A 6,581-nucleotide genomic window follows, 5' to 3' on the forward strand; every position below is an offset into this window, starting at 1 on the left:
CGGAGACACCGGGCTTAAAGAGATGAACCGTCAGGCCAGACGGTTTCCGGGCACGAACCACTCCCGGCGCGAATTAAGCAGATCCTGCGCGCTCATGGCTTTTTTACCGGCAGGCTGCAAAGAGATAAGATTCAGAATGCCGTCGCCTGTTGCGACCTGGATACCCTGCTTTGTCGCCTCTAGAATGGTGCCTGGCTCGGCCTGGGTGTTTACAGCAATAACCGAAGCTTGCCAGACTTTCACTGGCTGACCATCGATTTCAAGCCAGCTCATTGGCCACGGGTTAAAGGCGCGGATGCAGCGTTCCAATTGAACAGCCGAAAGCGACCAGTCGATACGGGCCTCTTCTTTGCTGAGTTTTTCTGCATGCGTAACCAGTGATTCGTCTTGTACCACCGGTTTTATTGTGCCGGCAGCCAGCTGTTTTAGCGTTTCAATCAGCCCCTGAGGCCCCAGGTCTGCCAGCTTGTCATATAACGAACCGCTGGTATCTTCTGCCGTAATTGGGCAGGACAGCTTCAGCAGCATATCACCGGTGTCGAGGCCAACATCCATCTGCATGATGGTAACACCGGTTTCGGCGTCGCCTGCCCACAGTGAGCGCTGGATCGGTGCTGCACCCCGCCAGCGCGGAAGCAGGGAACCGTGAACGTTGATACAACCCAGGCGCGGCATTTCCAGTACTGCTTTTGGCAGGATCAGGCCATATGCTACCACCACCATCACGTCTGCGTGTAAATCAGCAACCAGTTGCTGGTTTTCCTGAGGGCGAAGAGAGACGGGTTGAAAGACCGGTATCCCTTTTTCTTCTGCCAGCACTTTTACCGGGCTGGGCATCAGCTTTTTACCGCGTCCCGCCGGGCGGTCCGGTTGGGTAAACACGCCAACGACGTTATGTCCAGAAGACAGCAGCGCGTCGAGATGACGCGCTGCAAAGTCAGGTGTACCCGCAAAAATAATACGTAGTGAGTCTGACACGTTGATCCTTGTCCTTAAGCTCGTGCGTTCAGGCGGTCGAGTTTTTCAACTTTCTGACGAATGCGTTGTTGCTTCAACGGAGACAGATAATCGATAAATAGTTTACCGACCAGGTGATCCATTTCATGTTGAATGCAGATAGCGAGCAGGCCATCGGCTTCCAGTTCAAAAGATTTGCCGTCGCGATCGAGCGCACGAATTTTTACTTTCTCTGCACGCGGTACTAACGCACGCTGTTCAGGAATAGACAGACAGCCTTCTTCAATGCCGGTTTCGCCGTCTTTTTCCAGCAGTTCTGGGTTAATGAGTACCAACTGCTCATCGCGATTTTCAGAGACATCAATAACAATGATGCGCTGATGAATATCGACCTGTGTTGCTGCCAGACCGATACCTTCTTCGGCGTACATCGTTTCGAACATATCATCAACGATACGCTGAATTTCTGCATTCACTTCTTCAACCGGTTTTGCGACTTTGCGAAGGCGCTCGTCCGGAATATGTAACACTTGCAAAACTGACATAGTTATCCAGAGTTGTGTTCAGGAGTTGAAAAGATTATTACCTCTATTCTAGACAAAACCCCCTCTGATTGACAGCATCAGTGACCAATCGCAAAGATTGCCAGGACTGCTTGTGGCAGGGGAACAGGGATGACCCAAATCGAAATTTGGCTACGTTTAGCGCAAGTGAATGAACTGTATGGTGATGAGATAGTGCGCGTTGCTCACTGGCTCAATACTCAACCGTGTATTAACAATGCGGTACTCCTGCAGGCTGGATTCTCTCCACGCCAGGCAAGACGCTTTTTAACCTTTTCAGATCTGACGCTGGAAAAAACGCTGCGCTGGATTGAACAGCCTAACCACCACTTTGTGGTTGCCGACAGCGAGCATTATCCGCCACAGCTCCGTGCGATTGAGGATTATCCTGGGGTGCTTTTTGTTGCAGGAGCTCCCGCATGCCTCCACTCATTTCAAGTTGCCGTTGTCGGTAGTCGACAACACTCATGGTATGGCGAACGCTGGGGACGGTTGTTTTGTGAAAAGCTTGTTGCATGTGGGGTGACGATCACCAGCGGTCTGGCCCGGGGGATTGATGGCGTGGCGCACAATGCTGCGATAAACCAACAAGGCACAAGTATTGCGGTGCTGGGAAATGGACTTGAGACCATTCACCCACGACAGCATATCCGTCTTGCGGAACGACTGATTGAGGCAGGGGGCGCACTGGTGTCTGAGTTCCCATTAGATACGCTCCCTTTGCCGCGCAATTTTCCCCGACGAAATCGTATTATCAGTGGTCTAAGTAAAGGTGTACTGGTTGTCGAAGCTGCACAGCGTAGTGGTTCACTGGTTACTGCTCGCTGTGCAATTGAACAAGGGCGGGAGGTGTTTGCTTTACCAGGGCCGATTGGGAGCCCGGGAAGTGAAGGCCCGCATTGGCTTATTCAGCAGGGAGCCATGCTTGTGACGACACCAGAGGAAATTCTTGAAAATTTGCAATATGGGCTGCAATGGTTGCCAGATGAACCTGAAAAATCAATTTATTCGCCAGATCACGAAGAGGTGGCATTGCCATTTCCGGAGCTCCTGGCTAACGTAGGAGATGAGGTAACACCTGTTGACGTCGTCGCTGAACGTGCCGGCCAACCTGTGCCAGAGGTAGTGGCTCAACTGCTCGAACTGGAGTTAGCAGGGTGGATCGCAGCTGTACCCGGCGGCTATGTCCGATTGAGGAGGGCATGCCATGTTCGACGTACTAATGTATTTGTTTGAGACATATATCCATAACGAAGCTGAGCTGCGTGTGGATCAGGACAAACTGGAACGGGATCTTACCGACGCTGGTTTTGATCGTGAAGACATTTACAACGCGTTACTTTGGCTGGAGAAGCTTGCTGACTATCAGGATGGCCTTGCTGAACCTATGCAGCTGGCATCGGACCCTCTTTCTATACGTATTTATACTGCGGAAGAGTGCGATCGACTGGATGCAAGCTGTAGAGGATTCCTGCTATTCCTGGAGCAGATTCAGGTGCTAAACCTCGAAACGCGAGAAATGGTTATTGAGCGCGTACTCGCGCTGGATACGGCAGAGTTCGATCTGGAAGACCTGAAGTGGGTGATTCTGATGGTGCTATTCAACATTCCAGGTTGTGAAAATGCCTATCAGCAAATGGAAGAATTACTCTTTGAAGTGAATGAAGGTATGCTGCATTAATCAATCTTCATCAGTATGAGTTGTTATGGCTAAATCAGCACTGTTCACGGTGCGTAAAAACGAGCCCTGCCCACAATGCGGGGCTGAACTGGTTATTCGTTCCGGGAAACACGGTCCGTTTCTCGGTTGTTCACACTATCCAGAATGCGATTACATCCGTCCGCTGAAATCTTCCGCGGACGGACATGTAGTCAAAGTTCTGGAGGGTAAGCTTTGTCCTGCATGTGGCGCTGAGCTGGTGCTGAGACAGGGACGATTCGGTATGTTTATTGGATGCAGTGACTATCCTGCGTGCGATCACACCGAGCTCATCGACAAGCCTGATGAAACAGCAATAGTCTGTCCTCAATGCCAGACTGGTCATCTTGTCCAGCGTCGTTCCCGTTATGGCAAAACCTTTTACTCCTGCGATCGCTATCCGGAGTGCCAATTTGTCATTAACTTCAAACCGTTAGCCGGAGAATGTCCTGAGTGTCATTATCCGCTTCTCATCGAAAAGAAAACCGCGCAGGGTGTGAAGCATTTCTGTGCCAGTAAACAATGTGGAAAGCCGATTCCGGCGGAATAAAAAAGTGAATAATAACCTGCCCACAGATCCTATCGTTGCTGCGATAGCGGTTCTGAAACAAGAAAAAGTCATCGCCTATCCAACTGAAGCTGTATTTGGTGTCGGCTGCGACCCCGATAGCGAAACGGCGGTGAGCCGTTTGTTGGCGCTAAAACAACGTCCGGTCGATAAAGGGTTAATTTTAATCGCGTCAAACTTTGAACAACTTAAACCGTATATCGACGATAGCATGCTCACCGATGCTCAACGTGACGCTGTTTTCGCCCGTTGGCCTGGTCCTGTTACCTTCGTTTTCCCAGCGCTTGCGACAACGCCACGCTGGTTGACCGGGCGCTTTGATTCTCTGGCTGTTCGCGTCACCGATCACCCGCTGGTGGTTGCGTTGTGCCAGGCTTATGGCAAACCGTTAGTTTCTACCAGTGCTAATTTGAGTGGCTTACCGCCTTGCAGAACGGTAGAGGAAGTTCGCGCACAGTTCGGTACAGACTTTCCTGTGGTTGAAGGGGAGACCGGGGGGCGTTTGAATCCTTCGGAGATCCGTGATGCTCTGACAGGTGAACAGTTTCGACAGGGGTAATATGAAAGAAGCCTATGCTGTTTTTGGTAATCCGATAGCGCACAGTAAATCGCCCTTTATTCATCAGCAATTTGCAGAGCAGCTGAAGATTGATCACTCCTATGGGCGTGTACTGGCACCTATCAATGATTTTGTGAATACGCTGAACGCTTTTTTTGCTGAGGGCGGGAAGGGGGCAAATGTCACCGTGCCTTTTAAAGAAGAGGCATTTGCACGTGCCGATGAACTAACGGAGCGGGCATCGCTTGCTGGAGCCGTCAATACCCTTAAACGGCTGGAGGATGGACGTTTACTGGGAGACAACACGGATGGTATCGGCTTGTTGAGCGATCTTGAGCGTTTATCTTTTATTCGTCCCGGATCGCGAGTTCTGTTGATTGGTGCGGGTGGTGCATCCCGTGGAGTTTTATTACCTCTTCTTTCTATGGATTGTGCGGTGACTATTGTTAACCGTACCGCTTCGCGCGCTGAAGAGTTGGCACAAATCTTCTCCCATACCGGCAGCGTACAGGCGGTAGGAATGGACGAGCTTGATAATTACAGTTTTGATTTGATTATTAACGCGACATCCAGCGGAATTAGCGGTGAGATACCGGCTATTCCGACATCTCTTATTCACCCATCTGTCTATTGTTATGACATGTTTTATCAGAAAGGAGATACACCGTTCCTCTCCTGGTGTGCCGAACATGGGGCGAAACAATATGCTGATGGCCTGGGTATGCTGGTGGGACAAGCAGCGCACGCCGTTTTACTCTGGCATGGGGTTTTGCCGCAGATTGAACCCGTCATTAAAAGCATGCAGCAGGAATTGTCGGCATGAATCAGGCGATCCAGTTTCCCGATCGAGAAGAATGGCGCACGGATGTCAACGCCGTTGTGTTTCCGGCGATGGTTCATGGTATGCAGTTAACATGTGCCATCTCTGGAGTGATGCTGGCGTCCCGCTTTGGCGGCGACACGCCTGAACAGTGGTTGGAAATCTTTCAACAGCATCGCTGGGATCTGGAAGAAGAAGCTGAAGGATTGATCCAGGCCCAGCAGGAAGATGCTCAAGGTTGGGTGTGGTTACTCTGACTTAAATATTCATCTTTCCACTTAACATAGTTGTTAGCTGAATATTGTAAGCCTGCTTTCTCTTCATCGCTTAATGGACGGATTTGTTTAACCGGGCTTCCCAGGTACAGATACCCGCTTTCCAGGCGTTTGTTTTGGGGAACCAGGCTCCCAGCCCCAATCATAACGTCGTCTTCTACTACCACGCCATCCAGCAGAATCGAACCCATGCCGACTAATACGCGGTTGCCAATGATACAGCCGTGTAGCATGACCTTATGACCGACCGTTACATCCTCACCCACGATCAATGGATTACCCTGCGGATTAGACGTGGATTTATGTGTGACATGGAGAACGCTGCCGTCCTGAATGTTTGTACGGGCACCAATTTGCACATAGTTAACGTCGCCACGAATGGCAACCAGTGGCCAAATTCCAACATCATCAGCCAAACGAGCATCACCAATGACGACACTGCTGGTGTCGATCATCACGCGATTTCCGATCTGTGGGAAAAGATCCTTATAAGGACGCAGTACATCAGACATGTTTACCTCAACGAAAATAGAGCAGTAATGAAGACTTTGGTTGGATTATTGAGACTGTGCAAGTGGTTTAGCTATCAAAAATCAGCCAAATTGCGCAGGAATGTAGCGAAAGGAGTGAAAAACAAGCATTCAGAAAAAAAGATCCAAAAAATACTTGTGCTAAAAAATGGGATCCCTATAATGCGCCTCCATCGACACGGCGGATGTGAATCACTTCACGCAAACAGCCGGTTCGGTTGAAGAGAAAAACCTGAAAATGAGGGTTGACTCTGAAAGAGGAAAGCGTAATATACGCCACCTCGCGACAGAGCGCTAAAGCGCGTCGCAACTGCTCTTTAACAATTTATCAGACAATCTGTGTGGGCACTCGAAGATACGGATTCTTAACGTCGCAAGACGAAAAATGAATACCAAGTCTCAACGAGTGAACACGTAATTCATTACGAAGTTTAATTCATTGAGCATCAAACTTTTAAATTGAAGAGTTTGATCATGGCTCAGATTGAACGCTGGCGGCAGGCCTAACACATGCAAGTCGAACGGTAGCACAGAGGAGCTTGCTCCTTGGGTGACGAGTGGCGGACGGGTGAGTAATGTCTGGGAAACTGCCCGATGGAGGGGGATAACT

Annotated in this window: 9 protein-coding genes and 1 rRNA gene (1 of these 10 running past the window's edge); 7 read left to right on the forward strand and 3 right to left on the reverse strand. The window is 50.0% G+C overall.

Annotation, left to right across the window (positions count from 1 at the left end; translation table 11 throughout):
* Positions 1–30 precede the first annotated feature (30 nt).
* Together fmt and def are read right to left on the reverse strand one after the other, a co-directional pair.
* The gene (fmt, locus tag OGY67_RS13105; RefSeq protein ID WP_008786286.1) at positions 31–978 is read right to left on the reverse strand and encodes a methionyl-tRNA formyltransferase; all 948 of its coding nucleotides are present in this window, start codon (positions 976–978) and stop codon (positions 31–33) included.
* A gap of 14 nt (positions 979–992) precedes the next feature.
* Positions 993–1,502 (reverse strand): peptide deformylase, encoded by a 510-nt coding sequence (def, locus tag OGY67_RS13110; protein WP_003828283.1) that lies wholly within the window; start codon positions 1,500–1,502, stop codon positions 993–995.
* A 129-nt stretch (positions 1,503–1,631) separates the two neighbouring features.
* Between def and dprA the strand changes: the two genes are divergently transcribed.
* From dprA to OGY67_RS13140, 6 genes are read left to right on the forward strand one after another with little or no spacing between them, the layout of a single operon-like run.
* Positions 1,632–2,756, forward strand: a complete 1,125-nt coding sequence (gene dprA, locus OGY67_RS13115; RefSeq protein WP_286574036.1) for a DNA-protecting protein DprA — start codon at positions 1,632–1,634, stop codon at positions 2,754–2,756.
* A complete protein-coding gene (gene smg, locus OGY67_RS13120; RefSeq protein ID WP_003031162.1) occupies positions 2,728–3,201 on the forward strand; it encodes a DUF494 family protein Smg in 474 nt (157 codons plus the stop codon). Before dprA ends, smg begins: the two co-directional genes overlap by 29 nt.
* Positions 3,202–3,226: 25 nt before the next feature.
* The gene (locus OGY67_RS13125) at positions 3,227–3,769 is read left to right on the forward strand and encodes a DNA topoisomerase family protein (protein ID WP_191226725.1); all 543 of its coding nucleotides are present in this window, start codon (positions 3,227–3,229) and stop codon (positions 3,767–3,769) included.
* 4 nt (positions 3,770–3,773) lie between these two features.
* Positions 3,774–4,346 carry an L-threonylcarbamoyladenylate synthase type 1 TsaC gene (gene tsaC / locus OGY67_RS13130; RefSeq protein WP_003828289.1) on the forward strand — a complete coding sequence of 191 codons (573 nt, stop codon included), beginning with the start codon at positions 3,774–3,776 and terminating at the stop codon, positions 4,344–4,346.
* A gap of 1 nt (position 4,347) precedes the next feature.
* Positions 4,348–5,169: a shikimate dehydrogenase gene (gene aroE / locus OGY67_RS13135; protein ID WP_048215430.1), complete on the forward strand. Its 822-nt coding sequence runs from the start codon at positions 4,348–4,350 to the stop codon at positions 5,167–5,169.
* Positions 5,166–5,423 carry a DUF1488 family protein gene (locus OGY67_RS13140; RefSeq protein WP_286574037.1) on the forward strand — a complete coding sequence of 86 codons (258 nt, stop codon included), beginning with the start codon at positions 5,166–5,168 and terminating at the stop codon, positions 5,421–5,423. The genes aroE and OGY67_RS13140 overlap by 4 nt, the downstream gene beginning before the upstream one ends.
* Here OGY67_RS13140 and OGY67_RS13145 read toward each other — a convergent pair.
* Positions 5,399–5,953 carry a gamma carbonic anhydrase family protein gene (locus OGY67_RS13145; RefSeq protein ID WP_003031171.1) on the reverse strand — a complete coding sequence of 185 codons (555 nt, stop codon included), beginning with the start codon at positions 5,951–5,953 and terminating at the stop codon, positions 5,399–5,401. The two genes, OGY67_RS13140 and OGY67_RS13145, sit on opposite strands and share 25 nt — an antisense overlap.
* Positions 5,954–6,427: 474 nt before the next feature.
* On the opposite strand from OGY67_RS13145, the gene OGY67_RS13150 reads away from it, so the two are divergent.
* Positions 6,428–6,581 (forward strand): 16S ribosomal RNA (locus OGY67_RS13150) (it continues 1,388 nt past the right edge of the window).

It is taken from the genome of Citrobacter sp. Cpo015 (genome assembly GCF_030333035.1).
Lineage (GTDB): Bacteria > Pseudomonadota > Gammaproteobacteria > Enterobacterales > Enterobacteriaceae > Citrobacter > Citrobacter portucalensis.

Coding starts and splice junctions, on each gene's coding strand:
- def (WP_003828283.1), bottom strand. CDS start 1,502: ATGTCAGTTTTGCAAGTGTTACATATTCCGGACGAGCGCCTTCGCAAA.
- dprA (WP_286574036.1), top strand. CDS start 1,632: ATGACCCAAATCGAAATTTGGCTACGTTTAGCGCAAGTGAATGAACTG.
- smg (WP_003031162.1), top strand. CDS start 2,728: ATGTTCGACGTACTAATGTATTTGTTTGAGACATATATCCATAACGAA.
- OGY67_RS13125 (WP_191226725.1), top strand. CDS start 3,227: ATGGCTAAATCAGCACTGTTCACGGTGCGTAAAAACGAGCCCTGCCCA.
- aroE (WP_048215430.1), top strand. CDS start 4,348: ATGAAAGAAGCCTATGCTGTTTTTGGTAATCCGATAGCGCACAGTAAA.
- OGY67_RS13140 (WP_286574037.1), top strand. CDS start 5,166: ATGAATCAGGCGATCCAGTTTCCCGATCGAGAAGAATGGCGCACGGAT.
- OGY67_RS13145 (WP_003031171.1), bottom strand. CDS start 5,953: ATGTCTGATGTACTGCGTCCTTATAAGGATCTTTTCCCACAGATCGGA.